The following is a 21,877-nucleotide window of genomic DNA, read 5'->3' on the forward strand; positions in this document are numbered from 1 at the left end:
GGAGTCGGCACACATGCAGAAAGACTCGACTCGAGGAGGCCCCATCAGCGTCGAACCACGCGTGAACGAGCAGATCCGGGCACGTGAGGTCCGACTGGTCGGCCCTGAAGGTGAGCAGGTGGGCATCGTCCCGCTGGAGCGCGCCCTTCAGCTGGCCGCGGACGTCGACCTGGACCTGGTCGAGGTTGCGCCGATGGCGCGCCCGCCGGTGTGCAAGCTCATGGACTTCGGCAAGTTCAAGTACGAGAGCGCACTGAAGGCGCGCGAAGCGCGGCGTAACCAGCAGCAGACCGTCATCAAGGAGATGAAGCTCCGGCCGAAGATCGACCCGCACGACTACGAGACCAAGAAGGGTCACGTGGTGCGGTTCCTCAAGGCCGGCGACAAGGTCAAGGTGACGATCATGTTCCGCGGTCGCGAACAGAGCCGCCCGGAGCTGGGTTACCGGCTCCTGCGCCGGCTCGAGTCCGAGATCTCGGAGCTGGGGTACGTCGAGGCCGCGCCGAAGCAGGACGGCCGCAACATGATCATGGTGCTCGCGCCGCACCGCGCCACCAAGGCCGCCGCGGTCGCCGCGACGGCCTCCCGGGGCGGGGCGCCCCGGGAGCGGGCCGCGGAGGAATCCGTCGCTCCGGAGGCTGGCGAGACCGCAGCAGCCGGTGAGACCGGCACGACCGCTGACACCAGCGGCCAGTAACAGGGGAGAGACGTTCCACATGCCGAAGATGAAGAGCCACACGGGTATGGGCAAGCGGGTCAAGGTGACCGGCAAGGGCAAGATCGTTGCCCAGCAGGCCGGCCTCCGCCACAACCTGGAGAAGAAGGCCTCCACCCAGACCCGCCGGCTGACCGGCACCGTCGAGCTGGCCAAGGCCGACGTGAAGCGAATCAAGAAGCTGCTCGGCCGCTGACGCGCGCCACCTGAACCGAAGAAGGAGTTGAGATGGCACGCGTCAAGCGGGCTGTGAACGCCCAGAAGAAGCGTCGTACCCTGCTCGAGACCGCGAGCGGCTACCGCGGTCAGCGCTCCCGCCTCTACCGCAAGGCCAAGGAGCAGGTGCTGCACTCGATGCAGTACGCCTACCGGGACCGCCGCGACCGCAAGGGCGACTTCCGGCAGCTCTGGATCCAGCGGATCAACGCTGGCGCCCGGGCCAACGGCATGACCTACAACCGGCTGATCCAGGGCCTGCGCCTGGCCGGCATCGAGGTCGACCGCAAGATCCTGGCCGACCTGGCCGTCAACGACGCCGCGGCGTTCGCCGCGATCGTCGAGCTCGCCCGCGCCGCCGTGGCGGCCGAGGGCACCGGTGGCGCCGCGGCCCAGGCCGCCTGACCCACCCGCACCAGCAGATCGAGGCGTCTCCCATGCAGTCACCGTCGCGCGGGAGGCGCCTCGACGCTGTTCCCGGCCCGTTCACCCCGCGTACCCCCCGGATCGTCGCCGCCCGCCGGCTCCAGCGCCGCCGGGACCGCGAGGCCACCGGCCGGTTCCTCGCCGAGGGTCCGCAGGCCGTCCGGGAGGCCCTGGGCCGCGCCGGCACCGTCGTCGAGCTGTTCGGCACGCCGGCCGCCCTCGACCGGTACGCCGACCTCGCCGCCGAGGCCGCCCAGGCCGACGTGCCCGTGTCCGAGGTCACCGAGGAGGCCCTCGCGGCGCTCGCGGAGACCGTCGCCCCGCAGGGGTTGGTCGCCGTCTGCCGGCACCTCGACGTACCGCTCGAGAAGGCCCTGGCACGCGGGCCGCGCCTGGTCGCGGTGCTCGCCGAGATCCGCGACCCGGGCAACGCCGGCACCGTGCTGCGCACCGCCGACGCCGCCGGCGCGGGCGCGGTGGTCTTCGCCGGGGACGCGGTCGACCCGTACAACGGCAAGTGCGTGCGGGCCTCCGCCGGCAGCCTCTTCCACGTCGACGTGGTGCGCGCCCCCGACCCGGTCGCGGTGGTCGATGCGCTGCGCGCCGCCGGCCGCACCGTGCTGGCTACCACCGGGTACGGCGACACCGACCTCGACGACCTGGCCGATGCCGGCCGGCTCGCCACGCCCACCGCCTGGCTCTTCGGGTCCGAGGCCCATGGCCTGCCCCGGGAGCTGACCGAGGCGGCCGACGCCCGGGTCCGGGTGCCGCTGCACGGGCGTGCCGAGAGCCTGAACCTGGCTGCGGCCGCGGCAATCTGCCTGTACGCTTCAGCCAGAGCACTGCGCCGACCGTCGGGTCCGCGCGGTCACACAGCAGGGGAGTCGTCCGGATGATGAACGCGCCACGGCGTTCGTTTAGCCAGCCCGCCGGTGTCGGCGGGCGGCGGGCGTGACCCTTCCTCCTGCATACCTCCCACCGGCGGGCTGCGGCGAAGCCGCGCGTCCGTAGACTCGCCTAGCCGCCCGTGAGGGCCGGCGCCGCCGTGAGGGAGTGCCCGTACGCCATGAGCTACCGCAACGATCCGTACGACCCGAAGCAGGTCGCCCTGCTCGACCCGGACGCCCTGGCCGAGGCCGTGGCCGAGGCCGAGAAGGCGTTCGCCACCGCCACCGACCCGGACGCGCTGCACGCGCTGCGCCCCGCGCACCTCGGCGACCGGGCTCCGGTCTCGCTCGCCCGCCGGGAGATCGGCGCGCTGCCGCCGGCCGCCAAGGCCGACGCCGGCAAGCGGGTCAACGAGGCCCGCCGCGCCATCGAGACCGCGTACGCGGCCCGGCAGGAGACGCTGGAGCGCGAGCAGGCCGAGCGGGTGCTGGTCGAGGAGCGGGTCGACGTGACCCTGCCCTACGACCGCCGGCCGCGTGGCGCCCGCCACCCGCTGACCGTACTGATGGAGCAGATCAGCGACCTGTTCATCGGGATGGGCTACGAGATCGCCGAAGGCCCCGAGGTCGAGCTGGAGTGGACCAACTTCGACGCGCTCAACATCCCGGCCGACCACCCGGCCCGTGGCCTGATGGACACCTTCCACATCGCCCCGCAGGACGGGTCAGCCGGCGCGGCGTCCGGCCTGGTGTTGCGTACCCACACCTCGCCGGTGCAGGCGCGCACCATGCTCACCCGCAAGCCGCCGATCTACGTGGTCGTGCCCGGCCGGGTCTACCGCACCGACGAGTTGGACGCCACCCACGCGCCGGTCTTCCACCAGGTCGAGGGCCTGGTGGTGGACAAGGGCATCACCATGGCGCACCTGCGCGGCACGCTGGACCACTTCGCCCGGGCGATGTTCGGCGAGGGCGCGAAGACCCGCTGGCGGCCGCACTACTTCCCGTTCACCGAGCCGTCGGCCGAGTTCGACGTCTGGTTCCCGGAGCACCGGGACGGGCCGCAGTGGGTCGAGTGGGGCGGCTGCGGCATGGTCAACCCGCGGGTGCTGCGCGCCTGCGGCATCGACCCGGAGGTCTACTCCGGATTCGCCTTCGGCATGGGCATCGACCGGACCGTGATGGTCCGGCACGGGGTCAGCGACATGCGGGACATGGCCGAGGGCGACGTGCGGTTCACCCGCGCGTTCGGGGCCTGATCGGCGCCACGAGCTACGGAGACGGTGGTTAACAGTCATGCGAGTTTCTGTCAGTTGGCTGCGGGAGTACGTCGACCTCCCCGCCGACCTGCCCGCCGGCGACCTGGAGCAGGCGCTGGTCGACCTGGGTATCGAGGTCGAGTCCGTCGTGGACCTGCGGGAGACCGTCACCGGCCCGCTGGTGGTCGGTGAGGTCCTGGAGATCGAGGAGTTGACCGGCTTCAAGAAGCCGATCCGGTTCTGCAAGGTGGACGTCGGTGCCGCCAACGGCACCGGCGAGCCGCAGGAGATCGTCTGCGGGGCGCGTAACTTCGCCCCCGGCGACCGGGTGGTGGTGATCCTCCCCGGCGGCGTGCTGCCCGGCAACTTCGCCATCGGCGCGCGCAAGACGTACGGGCGCAACTCCAACGGCATGATCTGCTCCGCGAAGGAGCTGGGCCTGGGCGACGACCACTCGGGCATCATCGTGCTGCCCGAGGACACCCCGGCCAAGCCCGGCGACGACGCCCGCCCGGTGGTCGGCCTCGACGACGTCGTGGTCGAGATGGAGATCACCCCCGACCGCGGGTACGCGCTGAGTGTGCGGGGCATCGCCCGGGAGCTGTCGCACGCCCTCGGGGTGCCGTTCCGCGACCCGGCCGACGTCCCGGCGCCCGGCGCCACCGCCGCGCCGGCGTACCCGGTCGAGGTGCGGGACACCGTCGGCTGTGACCGGTTCGCGGCCCGGATGGTCCGCGGCGTCGACCCGACCGCGCAGACGCCCGGCTGGATGCAGCAGCGGCTCACCGTCGCCGGCATCCGCAGCATCTCGCTGCCGGTCGACATCACCAACTACCTGATGCTCGAACTCGGCCAGCCGATGCACGCCTTCGACGCCGACCGGATCCGCGGCCCGCTGGTGGTCCGCCGGGCCGAGCCGGGGGAGAAGCTGACCACCCTGGACGGGGTCGACCGCACCCTGTCCGCCGAGGACATGGTGATCTGCGACGCTGGGCTGCCCAACGCCCTCGCGGGCGAGGGCTCCGGCGTCCCGATCTCGCTCGCCGCCGTGATGGGTGGCGAGACCAGCGAGGTGGTCGCCACCACCAGCGACGTGCTGTTCGAGGCGGCGCACTGGGACCCGGCGATGGTCGGCCGCACCGCCCGCCGGCACAAGCTGTTCAGCGAGGCGGCGAAGCGCTGGGAGCGGGGCGTCGACCCGGCCCTGCCGCTGGTCGCGCTGGAGCAGGCGGTACGGCTGCTCACCGAGCACGCGGGCGGCACGGTCGGTGCGGAGATCCTGGACATCGACCACGTCCGGCCGCGTACCCCGGTCACCCTGCCGGCGGACCTGGCGTCGCGGCGGGTCGGGGTGGCGTACCCGCCGGAGCGGGTGGTCGAGCTGCTGGAGCAGGTCGGCTGCACGGTCACCCGAGGTGGCGACCGGCTCGGTGAGGACCCGGGCGAGGTCGGGGTGGCCGCCGCCGGGCGGGCCGAGGTGCTCACGGTGACCCCGCCGAGCTGGCGGCCCGACCTCACCGACCCGGCCGACCTGGTCGAGGAGGTGGTCCGCCTCGACGGGTACGACCGGGTGCCGTCGGTGCTGCCCACCGCGCCGCCCGGCCGTGGTCTCACCTGGCCGCAGCAGCGCCGCCGGGCGGTCGCCCGGTCGCTCGCCGAGCGCGGGTACGTGGAGGTGCTCGCCCACCCGTTCGTCGCCGGAGAACTCGCCGACCAGCTCGGCCTGCCCGCCGACGACCCGCGCCGCCGGGCGGTGCGGGTGGCGAACCCGCTGTCCGAGGAGCAGCCGCTGCTGCGTACCACGCTGCTCGGCCCGCTGCTCGGCATCCTCAAGCGCAACGTGAGCCGGGGCCTGCGCGACCTGGCGATCTACGAGATCGGCACGGTGTTCCACCCGCGCCCCGGCGCCGGCACCCCGCCGGCCATGGGCGTGGACCGGCGCCCCACGGACGAGGAGTTCGCCGCCGCCGACGCGGTGGTGCCGGACCAGCCGCAGCACGTCGCCGTGGCGCTCACCGGCGAGCTCGAGCCGGCCGGCTGGTGGGGCCCGGGCCGGGCGGCAGGCTGGGCGGACGCCGTGGCGGCCGGCCGGGCCGTCCTCGACGCCGCCGGCATCCCGGCCGACCGGGTCACCGTCCGGTCCGCCGAGTACGCCCCCTGGCACCCCGGCCGCTGTGCCGAGCTGCTGGTGGACGACACCGTCGTCGGGCACGCCGGTGAGCTGCACCCGGCCGTGGTGGCGGCGCTGGAGCTGCCCCGCCGCACCTGCGCCATGGAGCTGGACCTGGACGCGCTGCCTCCGGCGCCGATGGTGGCCGGCCCGGCCATCTCCACCTTCCCGCCCGCGCTGATCGACGTGGCGCTGGTGGTGGACGACTCGGTGCCGGCGGCCGAGGTCGAGCGGGCTCTCGTCGAGGGGGCCGGCGAGCTGCTGGAGGGCGTCCGGCTGTTCGACGTGTACGCCTCCGAGCAGCTCGGCGCGGGCCGCAAGTCGCTGGCGTACAAGCTGACGTTCCGGGCCCCGGACCGGACGCTCACCGTCGAGGAGGCGGTGGCCACCCGGGACGCGGCGGTGGCCGAGGCGGCGCGCCGCTTCGGCGCCACGCTCCGCGGCGCCTGACCGGGGCCGCTCGTCCGATCGCCGGTGGTGGCCGACGCGAACGCGTCGGCCACCACCGAGGGCCGGTGTCAATATCGTCGACCGGCCAGGGGCTTTGACAGCGGCCCTGGGCCGGGCGTGCGGTCGCTCAGTGCTCGGGGTGGCGGCGGACGAAGTCCTGGTAGGTCTCGTTGGCGAGTTCGATCTCGCGAACCTGCGCGGCCAGCTCGGCCCGGCGGACGTCGGCCGCCGCCCGGGCGCGGGCCAGCCGCAACTCGTGCCGGCGGTCGCGGATGCGGGACCAGCTCCGGACGGCGGCCCAGGCGATCCAGCCGCCGGAGGCCGCCAGGCCGGTCACCGCGAAGGCGAGCAGGAAGTCCATCTCGGCATTCTCTCCCGCCCGGTCAACCGATGTCCCGGCGCGCCGCCAGCCAGCTGCCCAGGCCGAACATCACCAGCACGTAACCCAGCAACACCACGGCCGGCACCAGCGCGCCGGCGGACTCGATCACGCCGGGGGTGCCCCCGTCGAACTGCGACCGCGCACCCAGCGCGCCGGCCAGCGCGCCGGAGCTCGGTGCCAGCAGCATCTTCTGCACCGCCGTCAGCGGGCTCAGCACGAGGGCGAGTCCGCTGATCGCGTTCTCCAGGACCAGCGTCCAGATCAGACCGACCGCGATGGCGGTGGTGGCGCTGCGGAACGCGATCGCCAGAAACCAGCCCACGCTGGCGTGGGCGGTGCAGATCAACCAGGCAGCTGCCACCGCGCCGGCGAGATCGGCGACGGTCGGCCAGTCGGCGGCCCGTCCCTCGGCGGCCGCCAGCGACCCGGTGGTCACCGCCAGCAAGCCGAAGGTGAGCACGGCGATCAGCAGGGTCAGGCCGCACAGGACGACGGCGTGCCCGGCCATCACCTGCGCGCGCCGGGGTCGCTGGGTGAAGAGGAGGTTCCACGTCCCCCAGCGGTACTCGTTGCCCACCACCAGCGCGCCGAGGATGACCACGATGGCGCCGCCGAAGAGCGGGAACAGCCCGATCCCGGTGGGCACGAGCTGCCCCGGCAGGACGGTGGCCAGCAGGGACTCGGCGGCGTCCGTCTCCTTCGGGTCACCGGCCAGCGCCAGGTGCACGAGGTACGGCACACCGATGCCGAAGGCGAGCGCGAGGGCCGCCCAGGTCGCGGTGACCGTCCAGACCGCCGGCCGCTTCCGGTCGGCGAACCAGGCCGCCCGCACCGAGGCCATCATCGGGTGCCTCCCGTCGTGATCGTCTGTTCCTGGCGGGCGTGCCGCTCGGGCGCGGTCAGTTCCAGGAAGGCTTCCTCCAGCGAGTGGCGCAGCGGGCGCAGTTCCCGTACGTCGATGCCGGCCTCGACCAGCCGCCGGTTGAGGGCCGCGGCGAGCTCCGGGTCCGTGGTGACCCGAAGTTGCCCGTCGACCGGGTCCACCGCCCGGACCCGGTCGTGTGCGCGCAGGCACGCCGCCGCCTCGTCGATCGGGTCGGCGTCGATCAGCAGCACCGCCTGGCCCAGCGTTCCGCGCAGCTCGTCGGGCGTGCCGTCGGCGATCAGCCGGCCGCGGTCGATGACCACGATGCGGTCGCAGATCTGCTCCACCTCGCCGAGGACGTGGCTGGACAGCAGCACGGTGCGCCCGCCCCGGCCGAGCGCCCGGAGCAGCTCGCGGATGTCGGTCACCCCGCCCGGGTCGAGGCCGTTGGTGGGCTCATCCAGGATCAGCAGGCTCGGTTCCTTGAGCAGGGCCGCGGCCACGCCGAGGCGCTGCTTCATGCCGAGGGAGTAGGTCCGGAACTTCGAGCCCGCCCGCTCGGTCAGCCCGACCTCGGCCAGCACCCGGTCGGCGGCGGTGTCCGGGACGCCCGCGTACCGGGCGGCCAGCCGCAGGTTGTCCCGGCCGGACAGGTGAGGGTAGAAGGCCGGCGACTCGATGAGCGCACCCACCTTGGCCAGCTGCTCCGGCGTGCCGGGCGATCGGCCGAGGACCCGGATCGAACCGCTGGTCGGCCGGACGAGCCCGACCAGCATGCGCATCGTGGTGGTCTTGCCGGCCCCGTTGGGGCCAAGGAAGCCGAGGACCTCGCCCTCGCGCACCAGCAGGTCAAGGCCGTCGACCGCGGTGACCCCGCCGGGATAACGCTTGGTCACCTCATGAACTTCAATGGCAAAACGGTCATTTCTCAACGTGGCACCGCAATCGAGCGATGCCGAGCAAAGCGCCGCTCGACCTGAATTTCCTTTGCGTTCATCCGCAGTCCCTCGAATTCCCTACCGCACCACAGGGTTAATTGGGTAACGTCAATTAACTGTTCGTTTCGGGCGGACTGGGTCGGTGGCGACCGATTTGGCCCGCGGTCGCGCCCTCGTAACCCGCCATCGCCAGCGGCCAGAATGCCGTCATGAAAGGCCCTCTGACCTGCGGCGGCGTAGGCGGCGCCCACAGACTAGCGGAGGTTGATCGGCTCCGGAAGGTCGCCCGGGGCGGCGGTGTGGCGTTTTTGTCTTAGCCGCAGCTCACCGCCCCTCAATTTACTTCCGCCACTGCCTGACCCGAAACATTCTGTTGACTTAATACTTGATCTTGGGCAACATGAAGGCACTTTCGAGACCGCCACAGGAGTTGCCATGGGGGACGCATGAACCAGCCGTCGGACGGTGGAACAAGCCTGGAAATGCGTCCCAAGCTGCGGCACGACGTGGTCTTCCTGGACGCCCCTGCCGGCGCCTACCTGCGCGGCCCGGACAGCGCATTCCTGATCAAGGGCAAGTCGGCCTTCCGGTGGTTGACATCGCTGAGTCCCTACCTGACCGGCGAACACACGCTCGGGCAGCTCACCGCCGCCCTCGACCCGGGGCAGCGGCAGACCGTGCTCACCCTGGTCCGTGCCCTGATCTCCCGAGGGTTCGCCAAGGACGCGGTAGCCCGCAGCGAGCTGTCCGAGCCGGTCGCCCGCCGCTTCGCCGCCCAGATTGAGTTCATCGACCACTTCGCGGACGACCCCACCGGCCGGTTCCAGCGTTTCCACGCCGCCCGGGTGGCGCTGTGCGGCGAGGGAGAGACGTTGCTCGCCGCGGCGAGCGGCCTGCTCCGCAACGGGTGCGTGCGGCTGGACGTCCACCCGGACGACGACCCCGCCCGGTACGCCGAGGCGCTGCGCCCCGAGCTGGCCGAGCTGCGCGCCGACGGCCTGCCGGCGGAGGTCAGGTTCCCCACCGGGGGCCCCGACCCGCGGGCGGTCGACGCGGTGGTCTGCTGCACCGGTCCCGCCGGCCTGGCCCGCCTGGCCGAGCTGGCCCGCGCCGCTCACCGGGACGGTCCGCTGCTCGTACCGGTGATCTGGGACGACCGGCGGGCGGTGGTCGGGCCGACCGTCGGGGCGGGACAGGCTCCCTGCTGGCACTGCGCTCAGCTCCGGCTCGCGGCTGGCGACGACCCGGCGGCGGCCGCGGAGTTCTGGCGACAGCTCGCCGTCGGCGACCCGGCCGCAGCGGCGGCGCTGCCCGAGGTGATCGCGCGAATGCTCGGCAACGCCGCCGCCTTCGAACTGTTCCGGGCCCTCACCGGCGCGGTCGCCCCGGACACCGCCGGTGGGGTGCTGCTGCTCGACGCGGCCACCCTGGAGTCCAGCCGGGAGCGGGTGCTGCCGCACCCCGGGTGCCCGGTCTGCCGGGACGTCGAGGTGACCGAGCCGGGGCCGCCGGCCGGCTCCGACGACGAGACCTACCAGCGGGCCGAGGCGTTGGTCTCGCCGAACGCCGGGGTCTTCACGCGGTTCGTCGACGACCCGCTGGAGCAGGCCCCGCTGAAGACGGCCCGCCTGCGGCTGCCCGGCCGGCGTGGCCCGCGTGAGGTGAGCGCCTTCGATGTGCACACCGTGATGGGCGCCCGACTGGCCGCCTACCGGGCGGCGGTCCGCGACCACGCCGCCCGGTACGCGGACCCGGCCGCGGCGATCACGGCCTCCGCGGCCGAGCTGCGCGAGCGGGGCGAGCACCCGGTGCCCTGGACGGACCTGGCGACGGCGACCGTCGTGCCGCCCGACGACCGGCCGGTGCGCTGGCTGCCGGCCGTCGTGCTGGGCCGGGCGGAGTCCGTGTGGGTGCCCGCCGCGCTGGCGCTGCCCACCTCCGTGTTCAACGCCGAGGGCTGGGCCGAGTCGACGGTGGCCGGCGCGGCCGCCGCCGGGACCCTCGACGGGGTCATCGACCAGGGGCTGGCCGACGCGCTGGCCTACCGGGCGCTGACCGCCGCGCTGCGCGGCCGGGGCGGGCCGCGGGTGGTGAACGAGGAGGACCTGGTCGGCGACGACGACACCGCCTTCGTGGTCAAGGCCGCCCACCGGTTCGGCCGCCGGCTGTCGGTGTTCGCGCTGGCCGGGGCCGATCCGGCGTACGCCGTGCTCGCCGTCGCCGAGTCGCCGGACGGCGGTGCCCGAGACTGGGCGCTGGCCGGCGGGTTCGACCCGGTCGCCACTCGGCTGGCCGCCGTCCGGGACGCGGTCGGGCGTGTTCAGGTGCGGCACTTCGAGGACGCCGCCGCCGACCTCGGCGACCCGGTGCTGCGTGACTTCGACCCGGCCGCGCTCACGGCCGGCGCCACCCCCGCCGGCCCGGCCGGACCGGCGACCGACCGGGCGGCCGTGCTGGCCGCGCTGGACGAGCAGGAAATGAGCGCCCTGCTGATCGAGACGACCACCCGGGACGTCCGGGCCACCGGGGCCTTCCGCAGTGGGGTCGTCCTGCTGCGCCGGTCCGCCCCGGCGGCCGACTGAACCACCACGTCAGTGGTTTCGGCGAGGCACGCACCATGGAGGGAGGTGAAAAGATGCCGATCACCCTGAACGACGAGCTCCGCGAGCTGGAGACCGAGACCTTCGAGATCGAGGAGGTCGAGGACGGCGGCGAGGCGCTCGCTGCGACCAGCTCCAGCTGCTCCTGCTCCAGCTGCTGCAGCTGCAGCACCTCGAGCTGCTGCAGCACCAGCACCAGCACCTCCAGCTGCGGCTGACCGGGTGAACGGGGTTGCCCCCGACGCTGACGACTTCCAGTCCCCGGTGGGACGCCGCACGAACGACGCACCATCCGCCGCCGGCTCGGCCGGCGAGTAGCCCTGCGTGCCTCCGCTGGATCCACCGTGGTGGTGCGACGCGGACCCACCGACGACTGGCGCCACCGCGGCTCAAGGAGAGGCCCGTGCCGACACAACCCCCGACATCCGGCCTACTGCCCGACTCGGTCCGCAGCGAGCTGCGCGACCTGCAGACCGAGACGTTCGAGGTCGAGGACATCGCTGAGCTGTCCGCCGACCTGATGGACATCTGCAGCAGCAGCACGAGCACGTCCAGCTGCTCCAGCTGCAGCACGTCCAGTTGTTGCAGCTGCACCTCGTCGAGTTGCAGCAGCACCAGCTGAGCCACGGCGCCGCCGGTCGCTCCGGACGCCCGGCCGGCACCGCGGCCCTGATCGACCGAGGGGAGGTGGAAGGAAATGCCGGAACTCACTGAGGAACTCCGCGCGCTGGAGACGGAGACGTTCGAGATCGAGGACGTCGACGCCATCGACGCGATGGTCATGGACTGGTCCAGCTCCAGCTGTTCCTGCTCCAGCTGCTGCAGTTGCAGCACGTCCAGCTGCTGCAGCAGCAGCACCAGCACCGGATGCGGCGGCGGCTGACCCAGCCCAGCGCCGTAACCGTCCCCGCCGGCGGGCCACGTCGGCGGGGCGCCGGTCCCAATCCCATCAGCACAGGTCGCGACCGCAGACAGGTGAACCGCATGATCGTCGATGTCCGGACCACCTCCACCGGGTGGGACAGCAGCCTCAAGCAGCTCGGCGAGGCGTTCCACGAGCGACGCCAGGACCAGGTGCGGCAGCCGGCCCGCCCCGCCGCGCCGCTCGACGGGATCACCGTCCGGATCGCCGCCCTCGGCCTGACCGACGCGTACGCCGACGGCGACGAGGGCCTGACCGGCGACGTGGTGCCGATCTGGCTGCACGGTGCGACCGCGCTGGTCGGGCCACGCTGGACGGACACCGACGACGCGGCGGGTGCCCGGCCCGGCCCGTGCCCGCTCTGTGTGCAGCGGCGCTGGCAGGCCATCCGGGTGCGCGAGGAACGGCACGCCCTGGAGCACCAGGCCCGGGTCGGCACCGTGGCCCCGCTGCCCCACCTGACGCCGTTCGCGGTCGATGCGCTGTGGCAGCTCCTGCTGGACGCCTGCCGCCCCCGCACCGACCGGCCCGGCGTGGGACGCCTGCGGCAGCTGCGGATGGACACCCTGGAGACCACCGTCGTCGAGGTGCTGGCCGACTCCGAGTGCCCGGCCTGCGCGACCGTCCGCCCGGACACCGCGGAAGCCGCGGTCATCCCGCTCACCAGCCGGCCCAAGCCGGACCCGTCCGCGTACCGGCTGCGGTCGGCCGGCGAGCTGGACCTCCCGGTCGCCGCGCTGGCGAACCCGGTCGCCGGGGCGCTGGGCGGCAGCGCCCTGCGCGCGTACAACGCCACCGCCACCGCGCCGGTGACCGGCTACTTCCGGATCCGCAGCCGCTACGACCTGCACGAGATGTGGTGGAGCGGGCACGCCAACAGCTACGGCAGCAGCGAGACGTACGCCCTGCTGGAGGGGCTGGAGCGGTACGCCGGCCAGTTCCCCCGGGCGCGGCGGACCACGGTCGTCGACAGCTACGCCACCCTGGCCCCGGACGCACTCGACCCGGCCGGTCTGGGCTACCACCCGGCATTCTACCACGGGCATGGGCTCTACTACGCCCCGTACTCGCCGGACGCGCCGATGCCCTGGGTCTGGGGTTACTCGCTGCGCGACCGCACCCCCCGTCTCGTGCCCGAGCAGCTCGTCTACTACCTGGACCGCCGCACCGACCACCGCAAGTTCGTCCAGGAGTGCTCCAACGGCTGCGCCAGCGGCAGCTGCCCGGAGGAGGCGTTGCTGCACGGCATGCTCGAACTCATCGAGCGGGACGCCTTCCTGCTCGCCTGGTACGGCTCGGCCCGGCTGGCCGAGATCGACCCGAGCACCTGCCGGGACGAGCGGGTGCACTTCATGCTCGACCGGGTTGACCTGCTCGGCTACGACATCCGGCTCTTCGACACCCGCGCGGACCTGCCCGTCCCGGTGGTCACCGCGGTCGCGGTCAAGCGCGGCGACGGGCTCGGTCAGCTCTGCTTCGCCGCCGGCGCCAGCCTCGACCCGGACGACGCGGTCCGCGCCGCGGTCTGCGAGACCGCCTCCTACGTGCCCGGCTTCGACGAACGGGTCGCCGCCAGCGAGCCGGAGCTGCGCGAGATGACCCGGGACTACACCAAGGTCACCGAGCTGAGCCATCACGCCCTGCTCTACGGGCTGCCGGAGATGACCCGCCACGCCGCGTTCCTCTTCGACGACCCGCCGCTGCGGTCGATGACCGAGCTGTACGGGGACTGGCTGTCGGCCCGGCCGAACCACGACGACCTGCGGGCCGACATGGAGTACCTCACCGGGCTGATCGCCGGGCTCGGCGGCGACGTCGTCGCGGTCGACCAGACCTGCCCGGAGCAGGAGGTCGCCGGGGTGCACACGATGGCCGTGGTGGCGCCCGCCCTGGTCCCCATCGACTTCGGTTGGCAGCGGCAGCGGGTGCTCTGGAGTGACCGGCTGGAGCGCCACCTGGCCCGGGGCACGCACGGACGCGACCGGCTCGGTGCCACCGGCCGCAACCCTCACCCGCACCCCTTCCCGTAGGAGCACCGACATGCAGCAGGAGGCCCTCGAGGTCGTCCGGGAGTACGCGCAGGCGGTGTTCCGCCGGGCCCGGGTCCCGATGGAACCGCTCAACTACGAGGTGGACTGGGCCGACCAGCCCTCCCGGCACACCAGCTACCCCGGCGCCCCCCGGGTGCCGCTGCCGGTGGCGCTGCCCGACCTGCCCACCCTGCGCGACCTGTTCACCGGGGAGCACCTGCCGCCGCCCGGGGGCTGGACGCTGGACCGCCTGGCCACGCTGCTGCGCCTGTCGTACGGGGTGCTCGACCGGCGGCTGACCGTGAACTGGAACCAGGACCTGGCCAAGCGGGCGCACTTCGAGCACGCCGTCTGGGGGCGGGCCACCGCCTCCGGCGGGGGCATGTACCCGGTGGAGCTCTTCCTGGTCGCCGGGCCCTCCGCGCCGCTGCTGCCGGGGGTCTACCACTACGGCACCGGCCAGCACGTGCTGGAGCGGCTGCTGCTCGGCGACGTCAGCGGCACGGTCCGCGCCGCCGTCGGCGACCCGGCGGGCGGTGCGGACAGCTTCCTGGTGGCGAGCATCCGGTTCTGGAAGAACTCATTCAAGTACAACAGCTTCTGCTACCACGTGGTCACCCAGGACCTCGGCGCCCTGCTCGGCTCCTGGGACCTGCTCGCGCGCGGGCTCGGCGTGCCGCTGCCCCGGCTGCTCGGCTTCGATTCGGCGCCGGTGGACCGGCTGCTCGGCTTCGACAGCGACCGGGAGAGCGCCTTCGCGGTCGTACCCCTGGACTGGGCCGGCGCCGCCCCGGACGCCGGCGCCGACACCGCCCCCGACGGCAGCGGTCGTGCGGGCGGAAGCGGACCCAGCGGGGAGCGGCCGGCGGAGGTCCGGGTCCGGTACCCAGCGTTCGAGCGGTCCCGCCGGTTGCGGGAGTTCCCGGCCGCGACCGAGGTGCACCGGGCGGCGGCGGCCCCGGCCACCCCGGCCCCGGACGCCCTGGCGGACGCCGCGCCCCGCGAACTGCCCGGCGAACCGCAGGCCCTGCCCGCGCCGGAGCTGGCGCGGCTGGCCCGTCCCCTGTCGGCGGTGCTGGCCACCCGGTCCAGCAGCTTCGGCCGGTTCCGCCGGCCGCCCGAGCTGACCGCCGCCGAACTCGGCACCACCCTCGCCTTCGCCACCGCGGGCCGACACCACCCGGCCGACGCCGGGCTGCCCGGGGACGCCCCGGCCCTCACCCGCCTCTGGGTCTTCGCGAACCACGTCGATGGCCTCGACGCCGGCACCTACGCCTACTGCTCCCGGCGGCACGTGCTGCTGCCCGCCGCGCCCGAGCCCGACGGCGGGATGTCCGCCTTCCTGCAGCAGCAGTACTTCCTCACCAACTACACGATGGGGCAGGTCGGGGCGGTGCTGGCGATCGCCGGCCGGCTGGACGCCGTGCTCGACGCCGTCGGCCCGCGCGGCTACCGCATCCTCAACGCCGAGATCGGCGCCGTCGCCCAGCGGGCGTACTGCGCGGCCACGGCCCAGCGCCTGGGCTGCGGCGCGGTGCTGGGCTTCGACAACGTCGCCATGGACGAGGCCCTCGGCCTGACCGGGACCGACGAACGGACCGTGTTGTTCCTGCTGCTCGGGCGGCATCCGGACGCCACCGCCGACCTGATGTACCGGCTGTGACCACCCGCCTCGCGAAGACGTCGACGAAGGAGAGACCCGTGACCGTGTCCCTGCCCGCGCCAGCGGTCACCGAGCTGTCCTGGCGGATGCCGGAGGTGTTCATGCTCCGCACCGCCGGCCTGCCGCTGGAGGTCGCCGACCGGCTCGCCTTCGACCGCAGCGCCGCCTGGGCCCGCCGCGTCCTGGACCTGGAGGACCGGCTGCGGGCGACCGGGCCGCCGCTGGCCGACGCGCTGCAGGAGGCGGTGGCCCGCAACCTGGGCGACGACCAGCTGCGGCGGCGGCTGATCCGGCTGCGCCGGGACGTCTGGAACCTCCGCCGGCCCGATCCCGCCGACCCCGGGGCCTGGCCGGCCGGTCCGCTGGGCGGGGACACGCACCGGATGCTGGTCGGCTGGCTGGAGACCTTCGCCGCGTACCGGCGGGAGCTGGCCGACGGCGCGGCGGTGCTGGACGGTGAGCTGGCGGAACGCCGGGCCGTGCTGCACGAGCTGGCCGAGGATCCCGACCTTCGCGGCGGCATCCTGCTCGCATCGCCCTCGTTGGACCAGTACCTGCCCGCGTACCTCGCCGGGCAGGGCCGGCTCGGCAAGCGGGCCCGGCGGGTGGAACGGTCGCTGCTGGAGTACGCGCTGCGCACCACCGCCAAGACCAGCCCGTTCAGCCGGCTGACCACGGTGAACGTCGGCACCTTCGGCCCGGGCGCCGGCGCGCTGCTCGACGCCGTGCCGGTGACCGGGCGGAGCGAGGAGACGAAGTGGGGTGTGGCCCGGCTGAACCTGGCCGCGCTGGGCCGGTTGTCGGCCATCGTGCTCGCGGACGAGGGGCTGCGGGCGGACCTGCCGGTCGCCCTCACCACCGGCTGGCGCATCGAGCGTGGCCGGCTGCGTTACCTGCGCCGGCGGCGGACCAGTTCGGAGGACGGCGAGGCCGCGATCACCCTGGAGTCGATCCACGAGTCGCTGTTCGTGCTGCCCACCGGCCGGGTGCTGCACGACATCCTGGCCGCGCTCGACGGCGGCCGGGCTCGGCGGATGGCCGACCTGGTCGCCGAACTGGCCACCGCCGACCGCCCGGCGGCCGAGATGGAGCAGTACCTGCACCACCTGCTGCGGGTGGGCCTGCTGGTGGTGCCGAACCTGCACTTGGACATCCACGCCGACGACCCGGTCGAGGGCTACCGGCGGGCGCTGCGGGAGATCGGCCGGGACTGGGCGGACCGGCTCGCCGAGCGGGTCGGCACCGTCAACCGGCTCGCCGCCGGCTATCCCGACCAGGACGTGGCCGGCCGCCGCCGGGTACTCGCCGACATCCGGCGGGAGCTGGTCGCGGCCCACGCGGATCTCGGCCGCGCCGACGTCCCGGCCCCCCGGACCCTGGTGTACGAGGACGCGACGCTGCGCACCCGGGTGCCGGTCACCGCCGACCGGGGCCGTTGGGAGCGCGACGTCCTGCCCGGCCTGCGGGCGCTGGCCCGGATCATGCCGGTGTTCGACATCAACCTGCCGCGTCGGCTCGCCACGAAAGGCTTCTTCCGGGCCCGCTACGGGGCCGGTGGCCGCTGCGACGACCTGCTCACCTTCGCCCACGAGTTCCAACAGGACTTCTTCGAGCACTACTCCGGCCGGATGATGCGGCGCCGGGCGTTCGACGCCGACAACGCGTACGTGCGGCAGGAGAACTGGTTCCGGCAGGAGGAGATCACCGCGCTGGACGACGCCCGGATCGAGGTGGCCCGGCGGGTGAACGAGGCGTACGACCGGTTGCCGGCCGGCGCCGAGGAGCTGCGGCTGGACGACGACTTCATGGCGGACGTCGCCGCCATGGTGCCGGAGACGCTCGGCACGCTCGATCCCCGGTCGTTCTTCCTCCAGCTCGCCGATCAGGGCGACCGGCACCGGGTGGTGGTCAACCGGATCTACTCCGGCATGACGCTGCTGTTCTCCCGGTTCGCCCACCTCTTCGCCGACCAGGACCTCGCCGGCACGCTCCGCGCCGAGCTGGCCCGGCTGCAGCCGCCGGGCGCGGTGCTCGCCGAGCTGAAGGGCGGGTACGACGCCACCAACCTGAACCTGCACCCGGCGGTCACCCCGTACGAGCTGGTCTGCCCCGGAGAGATCAGCTTCCGGCCGGCCGGTGAGCAGATCCACATGGACGACCTCAGCGTCGAACACGACCCGGTCGCCGACCGGCTGCTGCTGCGCTCGCGCCGGCTCGACGCCGAGGTCATTCCGGTCTACCTGGGCTTCCTGCTGCCGATGGCGCTGCCCGAGGTGCAGCAGGTGTTGCTCACCTTCGCCTACCTGGGCATGGCCCAGCCGGACCTGTGGGCCGGCACCACCGTGCCGCTGCCCGGTCGCGGCATCGCCGGGTACCCGCGCATCGTGCACGGCGACCTGGTGCTGCAACGGCGGATGTGGAAGCTGCACCCGGACCACCTGCCGGCGGCGCGTACCCCGGAGCAGAGCGACGCCGACTGGTTCCTGCGCTGGCAGCGGTGGCGGCGCGACAACGGCCTGCCCCGGCGGGTCTTCGCCACGCCGGAGGGCACCCGGCTCACCCCGGCCGCCGGTGACGACGGCCAGGCCGGGGCGCAGCCGGGCGGCCGGCCGGACCACAAGCCGCTCTACGTCGACTTCGACAGCCACTTCTGCCTGCAGTTGCTGGAGGCGACCGGACGGGGGGCGGGCAGCCGCCTGGTGCTCACCGAGATGTTGCCGGAGCGCGACCAGCAGGTGCTCCGCGGCCCCGGTGGCAGCCACGTCACCGAACTGACGGTGGAACTCAACGGCGTCCGCGCCGGAAAGGTGGACCGATGAACCACTTCCCCTCCCCGGTGGAGCACGGCTGGCTCAGCGTCCACGTCTTCTACGCCAGCAACGCCAACCCGATGCTCGTCGAGGGCGTCCGGCCGCTGGTGGACGAGCTCCGGGCCGAGGGGCTGATCAGCCGGTACTTCTTCATCAAGTACTGGATGGAGGGGCCGCACGTGCGGCTGCGGGTGCTGCCGGCGCCGGGCGTCGACCCGGCGGTGGTCCGGGCGCGGGTGGACGAGGCGATCGGGGCGTTCCTGCGCCGCCGTCCCGCCCTCTACGAGGTGGACAGCGAGGGACTGGGCGACCTGTACAAGCAGATGTTCCTCGCCGAGTACGGCCGGCAACGGTGGGACGAGGAGTACGGGCCGGACGGCGTGATGCCGATGCGGGCGAACAACAGCTACCACCACATCGCGTACGAGCGGGAGTACGGCCGCTACGGCGGACCGGCCGGGATCGAACTCGCCGAGTGGCACTTCGAGCACTCCAGCGACGTGGTGCTGGACCTGCTGGCCACCACCAACGTGCACGTCCGCCCGGTGCTGCTCGGGCTCTCCGCCCAGCTCAGCATGATGATGTGCGCGGTGTTCCTCGCCGACGACCGGCGGGTCGCCGACTTCCTCGACGAGTACCGCCGGTTCTGGGAGGTCTCCTACTCGGAGCCGAGCGACGAGTACCACGCCAGCTTCGACACCAGCTACCGGCGGATGGACGCCGCGTTGCGCGGGCGCCTGGCGCAGATCCGCGCGGCCGCCCGGGACGGGGCCGGCGTCCGGCCCGGCGGTGTGGAGGGCCGCTGGTCGGCGCACTGCCGGGAGCTGCGGGACCGGGTCGTCGCCGCCGTCGAACGGGGTGACCTGGTGTTCCAGCGTGGCGGCGGCGAACCCACCCCGGTCCGCGACCTCGACGTCGCGCTGCCCATCCTGCTCAGCTCGTACCTGCACATGACGAACAACCGGCTCGGCGTGAGCATCCTCGACGAGATCTACCTTTCGTACGTGATGCGGACCGCGCTCCTCGACGACGTCGCTCCGGCCGGTCCGCGATGACCACGGTGGACGCGACCTGGACCCGGCCCCGGCTGCGGGCCGGGATCGTGCTCGGTCCGGGTCAGTGGCGGGGGGAGAAGCTCGTCCACCACGTCAAGGACCCGGAGACCGGCTGGTACTACCGGGTCGGGCCGCGCGAGCACTTCCTGTTGTCCCGGATGGACGGCACCCGGACGCTCGACGACCTGGCCACCGAGTACGCTGCCGCGTTCCGGCGGCGGCTCGGGCCGGAGAACTGGCAGCAGCTCTTCGGCATGCTGCACAAGCGGCAACTGCTCGACGGCGCCACCGATCCGGAGGCTGTCGCCCGGCTCACCGCGGCGGCCGCCGAGGGCGCGGCCAAGACCCGGCGCGGCCCGCTGTCGGCCCGTTGGCCGCTGTACGACCCCGACCGGTTCTTCGACCGGCTGCTGCCCCGGCTGGCGCCGCTGTTCACCTGGTGGTTCGTGCTGCCGGCGCTGCTGGTCGTGCTGGCGGTCGCCGGGTACGTGGCGCTGCACCTGCCGGCGCTGCTCGACGTGGTCGCCCGGGGCGACCGCCCGCTCCCCGCGATCCTGGCCGCCGTGGTGATCACCTGGGTGATCGTCTTCCTGCACGAGTGCGCCCACGGGCTGACCTGCCGGCATTTCGGCGGGCGTGGCACCGAGATCGGGGTGATGTGGCGCTTCCCGCTGCTGGCCCCGTACTGCAAGGTCGACGACATCGTGCTGTTCACCCCGCGCCGGCGGGTGGCGACCGCGTTCGCCGGCGTGTTCGTCAGCATGCTGGCGCTGGTGCCGTTCGCCGCCATCCGGCTCTGGGGTGCGCCGGGTGTGCTCCACGACCTGGCCGGCACGATGCTGCTCTTCGGCACCGCGACCGCCGCGCTCAACCTGGTGCCCTTCCTCCGGCTCGACGGCTACTACATGCTCAGCCACGCGCTGAACCTCGGCGACCTGCGGACCGACAGCTACCGGTTCTATGGCCGGCTGCTGCGCCAGGGCCCGGGCGCGGTCCGTGGCTACCGCCCCCGGGACCGGGTGGCGTACGCCCTCTACGGTCTCGCCTCCCTGGCGTTCGCGGTGACGGTGCTGACGTTGCTGGTGCGCTACTGGTACGTCTCGCTGGCCGGCTGGGTGGGTCCCGGGTGGGCCGTCGCCATCCTGGCCGCGGAGGCGGTGCTGCTGATGGCCCTGGCCGCCCGCCTCGCCCGCCGGCGCACCCGGAATCCCTCGACCTGACGCTCCCCTGCGCGATGGCGTGGAATACTGCCCAAAAGGGGAAAAGTAGGGCAGATCTGTATGGTCGTGCGGGGTGGGGCGGCTGAGCTGCCGGGGAGCCGCCAGCCCCCGCAGCGGGCCGGCTTCGTCGAACTGCTCTTCGACGTGGTGCTGGTCTTCGCCCTCACCCGCCTCTCCGACCGCCTGGTCCACCAGCTCGACTGGCACGGCTTCTACTCGGCGCTGGTGCTCACCCTGGCCATCTGGTGGCTCTGGTACCGGATGGCCTGGACGGCCAACCGGTACGACCCCACCCGTCCGATGATCCAGGTCATGGTCATCGTGACCATGCTCGGCGCCCTGTTGATGGGCGCCGCGTTGCCGGCGGCGTTCGAGGCTTACGGGGCCGTCTTCGCGGGGGTCTACGTCGCCGTCGAGGTTCTCCGGCATCTCTGGCTCGTGCTGTTCGGCGGGGACGGCTACGCGCGGGGGGTCAGCATCCGGATCCTCTTCTGGGCCTGCATCTCGGCAGTCCCGTGGCTCGCCGGGATCTTCGCCCACGGGAACATCCGGCTGGTCTGGTGGACCGTGGCGGTCCTCATCGACTACGTCGGCGGGCTGCTCGACTTCCCGACCCCCTGGCTGGGCCGCGCGGGCCTGCGCGGTCAGCCGATCGCCGAGGAGCACCTGACCGAGCGCTACCGGCAGGTGCTCATCATCGCCTTCGGGGAAACCATCCTGACGTCCGGCATCCAGATCAGCCCGTACGGCTTCCAGCGCGAGCGGACGGCCGCGCTGCTCGTGGCGTTCGTGATCACCGTGCTGCTCTGGCAGATCTACTACTACCGGGCGGGTGAGTTGCTCCCCGCCGCCATCGCGTCGTCCCGGGCCCCGGCCTACGTCGGTGAGCTCGCGTCGTACGCGCACCTGATCATGGTGGTCGGCGTTGCGGTCAGCGCCGTGGGGGACCGGCTGATCATCGCGGAACCCTTCGGCGAGACCAAGCCGTCGCGGTTCCTGGTCATCCTCGGCGGCCCGGCGCTGTTCCTGGTCGGCCGGGGGATGCTCGACTACGCCGCCTTCAGTCGCGTCTCCTGGTCGCGGCTGATCGGGCTCGCGCTGCTCGCGGTCCTGGTCCCGGTGGCGCACGCCATGCCACCCCTGCTGGTGGCCCTGGCTGCGGCCCTGGTGCTGGTCGGCGTCGCCACCGCCAACGTGATCTCCTGGCGGCTGTACCCGAGGGAGGCGGCGCCCCCCGACGTGCCGCCGAGGGCCTGACGGCAGGTTCAT

The 21,877-nt window shown here is 73.3% G+C and carries 19 protein-coding genes; 16 read left to right on the forward strand and 3 right to left on the reverse strand.

Annotation, left to right across the window (positions count from 1 at the left end; all coding sequences use genetic code 11):
• The first annotated feature begins 61 nt into the window (after positions 1 to 61).
• From infC to pheT, 6 genes are all read left to right on the forward strand, one after another.
• Entirely contained in the window at positions 62 to 697 is a 636-nt protein-coding gene (gene infC, locus A6A27_RS15370) for a translation initiation factor IF-3 (protein WP_073835293.1), read from the forward strand.
• 19 nt (positions 698 to 716) lie between these two features.
• Positions 717 to 911, forward strand: a complete 195-nt coding sequence (rpmI, locus tag A6A27_RS15375; RefSeq protein ID WP_073835294.1) for a 50S ribosomal protein L35 — start codon at positions 717 to 719, stop codon at positions 909 to 911.
• A gap of 32 nt (positions 912 to 943) precedes the next feature.
• On the forward strand, positions 944 to 1,336 hold the full coding sequence (gene rplT / locus A6A27_RS15380) for a 50S ribosomal protein L20 (protein WP_030335718.1): 393 nt from the start codon (positions 944 to 946) through the stop codon (positions 1,334 to 1,336).
• A gap of 32 nt (positions 1,337 to 1,368) precedes the next feature.
• A complete protein-coding gene (locus A6A27_RS15385) occupies positions 1,369 to 2,253 on the forward strand; it encodes a TrmH family RNA methyltransferase (protein WP_073835295.1) in 885 nt (294 codons plus the stop codon).
• 170 nt (positions 2,254 to 2,423) lie between these two features.
• The gene (pheS, locus tag A6A27_RS15390) at positions 2,424 to 3,503 is read left to right on the forward strand and encodes a phenylalanine--tRNA ligase subunit alpha (protein WP_073835296.1); all 1,080 of its coding nucleotides are present in this window, start codon (positions 2,424 to 2,426) and stop codon (positions 3,501 to 3,503) included.
• A 37-nt stretch (positions 3,504 to 3,540) separates the two neighbouring features.
• Positions 3,541 to 6,123, forward strand: coding sequence for a phenylalanine--tRNA ligase subunit beta (pheT, locus tag A6A27_RS15395; protein ID WP_073835297.1), 2,583 nt, complete (start codon positions 3,541 to 3,543; stop codon positions 6,121 to 6,123).
• Between the two features lie 127 nt (positions 6,124 to 6,250).
• Here the strand turns inward: pheT and A6A27_RS15400 are convergent, their stop codons facing one another.
• The 3 genes from A6A27_RS15400 to A6A27_RS15410 are packed head-to-tail and all read right to left on the reverse strand — an operon-like array spanning position 6,251 to position 8,266.
• Complete coding sequence (locus A6A27_RS15400) at positions 6,251 to 6,484, reverse strand: hypothetical protein (protein ID WP_073835298.1); 234 nt, start codon at positions 6,482 to 6,484, stop codon at positions 6,251 to 6,253.
• A gap of 22 nt (positions 6,485 to 6,506) precedes the next feature.
• On the reverse strand, positions 6,507 to 7,349 hold the full coding sequence (locus A6A27_RS15405) for an ABC transporter permease (RefSeq protein WP_083672624.1): 843 nt from the start codon (positions 7,347 to 7,349) through the stop codon (positions 6,507 to 6,509).
• The gene (locus A6A27_RS15410; protein ID WP_241825273.1) at positions 7,346 to 8,266 is read right to left on the reverse strand and encodes an ABC transporter ATP-binding protein; all 921 of its coding nucleotides are present in this window, start codon (positions 8,264 to 8,266) and stop codon (positions 7,346 to 7,348) included. The genes A6A27_RS15405 and A6A27_RS15410 overlap by 4 nt, the downstream gene beginning before the upstream one ends.
• A 524-nt stretch (positions 8,267 to 8,790) precedes the next feature.
• Here A6A27_RS15410 and A6A27_RS15415 point away from each other — a divergent pair.
• The 10 genes from A6A27_RS15415 (at position 8,791) to A6A27_RS15460 (ending at position 21,865) form a co-directional block, all read left to right on the forward strand.
• Positions 8,791 to 10,890, forward strand: coding sequence for a TOMM precursor leader peptide-binding protein (locus tag A6A27_RS15415; RefSeq protein ID WP_073835301.1), 2,100 nt, complete (start codon positions 8,791 to 8,793; stop codon positions 10,888 to 10,890).
• A gap of 53 nt (positions 10,891 to 10,943) precedes the next feature.
• On the forward strand, positions 10,944 to 11,126 hold the full coding sequence (locus A6A27_RS15420; RefSeq protein WP_046564715.1) for a hypothetical protein: 183 nt from the start codon (positions 10,944 to 10,946) through the stop codon (positions 11,124 to 11,126).
• Positions 11,127 to 11,311: 185 nt separating this feature from the next.
• The gene (locus A6A27_RS15425; protein ID WP_241825274.1) at positions 11,312 to 11,530 is read left to right on the forward strand and encodes a thiazolylpeptide-type bacteriocin; all 219 of its coding nucleotides are present in this window, start codon (positions 11,312 to 11,314) and stop codon (positions 11,528 to 11,530) included.
• A 75-nt stretch (positions 11,531 to 11,605) separates the two neighbouring features.
• On the forward strand, positions 11,606 to 11,791 hold the full coding sequence (locus A6A27_RS15430; protein ID WP_046564718.1) for a thiazolylpeptide-type bacteriocin: 186 nt from the start codon (positions 11,606 to 11,608) through the stop codon (positions 11,789 to 11,791).
• Positions 11,792 to 11,892: 101 nt separating this feature from the next.
• A complete protein-coding gene (locus tag A6A27_RS15435) occupies positions 11,893 to 13,860 on the forward strand; it encodes a TOMM precursor leader peptide-binding protein (RefSeq protein ID WP_073835303.1) in 1,968 nt (655 codons plus the stop codon).
• 10 nt (positions 13,861 to 13,870) lie between these two features.
• Positions 13,871 to 15,523 (forward strand): nitroreductase family protein, encoded by a 1,653-nt coding sequence (locus tag A6A27_RS15440; RefSeq protein WP_073835335.1) that lies wholly within the window; start codon positions 13,871 to 13,873, stop codon positions 15,521 to 15,523.
• A 38-nt stretch (positions 15,524 to 15,561) separates the two neighbouring features.
• Positions 15,562 to 18,342 (forward strand): lantibiotic dehydratase, encoded by a 2,781-nt coding sequence (locus A6A27_RS15445; RefSeq protein WP_083672626.1) that lies wholly within the window; start codon positions 15,562 to 15,564, stop codon positions 18,340 to 18,342.
• Positions 18,339 to 19,388, forward strand: a complete 1,050-nt coding sequence (locus tag A6A27_RS15450; RefSeq protein ID WP_073835304.1) for a lantibiotic dehydratase C-terminal domain-containing protein — start codon at positions 18,339 to 18,341, stop codon at positions 19,386 to 19,388. Before A6A27_RS15445 ends, A6A27_RS15450 begins: the two co-directional genes overlap by 4 nt.
• Positions 19,385 to 20,608 carry a M50 family metallopeptidase gene (locus tag A6A27_RS15455; protein WP_073835305.1) on the forward strand — a complete coding sequence of 408 codons (1,224 nt, stop codon included), beginning with the start codon at positions 19,385 to 19,387 and terminating at the stop codon, positions 20,606 to 20,608. Before A6A27_RS15450 ends, A6A27_RS15455 begins: the two co-directional genes overlap by 4 nt.
• A 60-nt stretch (positions 20,609 to 20,668) precedes the next feature.
• Positions 20,669 to 21,865, forward strand: a complete 1,197-nt coding sequence (locus tag A6A27_RS15460) for a low temperature requirement protein A (protein ID WP_073835306.1) — start codon at positions 20,669 to 20,671, stop codon at positions 21,863 to 21,865.
• Positions 21,866 to 21,877 lie beyond the last annotated feature (12 nt).

It is taken from the genome of Micromonospora sp. CB01531 (genome assembly GCF_001905095.1).
Taxonomy (GTDB): Bacteria; Actinomycetota; Actinomycetes; order Mycobacteriales; family Micromonosporaceae; genus Micromonospora.